The sequence below is a fragment of the Achromobacter sp. JD-1 genome, from assembly GCF_038594925.1.
GTDB lineage: Bacteria > Pseudomonadota > Gammaproteobacteria > Burkholderiales > Burkholderiaceae_B > Achromobacter > Achromobacter spanius_C.
Map to the genome: position 1 here is coordinate 1 of NZ_JBCGCS010000086.1, position 1,061 is coordinate 1,061.

At 62.1% G+C, this 1,061-nt stretch carries 1 protein-coding gene; it reads left to right on the top strand.

From position 1 onward, the window contains the following. Positions 1–45 precede the first annotated feature (45 nt). A partial coding sequence (locus WBR68_RS31340; protein ID WP_230696266.1) for a ParB/RepB/Spo0J family partition protein occupies positions 46–1,061 on the top strand: 1,016 nt, incomplete at its 3' end.

Here is a 1,061-nt window from a genome sequence, read left to right on the forward strand (position 1 = left end):
GCACAGCTGCACTAATTCCGATAAATCGAAGCAAGAGCACACACCATGAAGATCGACTCCAAAGAACTCGCCGCCATCCACGCCGCCGCCACGCGCTTGGATATCCCGCATTCGCAACTGCGCCTCAGCGAAGCGTACCAAGCACGAAGTGCGCAGGACCGCAAACAGGACACCGAGATTCTGGAGCTGAAAGCCACCATCCAGGCGATGGGCGGACTCCTGCAAAACCTCGTTGTGGTCGCAGCGCCGGACGGCTCCTATGAAGTGTGCGCGGGCGGACGGCGGTGGACAGCCCTTGGCCTGCTGATCGAAGGCGGCGTTTTCCCAACCGACTACCCGGTCCCTTGCCTCGTCATTCCGAGCGAGTACGCCTACCACGCCAGCCTAGTCGAAAACTTCGGGCGCAAGGCGATGCACCCGGCAGACGTGTATGCAGGCTATGCGCGTCTGCGCGCCGAAAACTGGACGGTTGCGGCCATCGCCGCCGCGCATGGCGCTTCAGAATCGGCCGTCAAGAAGCTGCTGGCGCTGGGCGGCGTATCGCCCACGCTCATGCAGTTGTTCCGCGACGGCAAAATCAAGATGGACGAAATGCAGGCGCTGGCTTCCGTGTCCGACCACACCCGCCAGGAGGCGGCATGGAAGGCGTCGGCGGGCCAATACTGGAACCGCGATGACCACATCCGCCAGTTGCTGGCCGAAACTGAAATGCGCGGCGACTCGCCCGTGGCGCGGTACGTGACCGTCGCCGCGTATGAGAAGGCGGGCGGGGAAGTTCGCCGCGACCTATTCGAGAACGACGCCTATCTGGCCGACCCGGAGAAGGTGCGCAGCATGGCCGATGCCAAGATGCAGCGGTCCAAACTGTTCAAGGCGGTGCAGGGAGAGGGCTGGTTGTGGGTGGAATGCCGTGTTTCTTTCGAGTACGCCGACAAGAAGCAATTCGGGGAAATCCAACGCGCCCACCTCGATCCGAGCAAAGCTCAGGCCAAGCAGATTGAAGCGCTGGAGAAAAAGGTGTCCACCGCACAGGAAAAGCTGGATGGCTTGCGCGCCGTTGA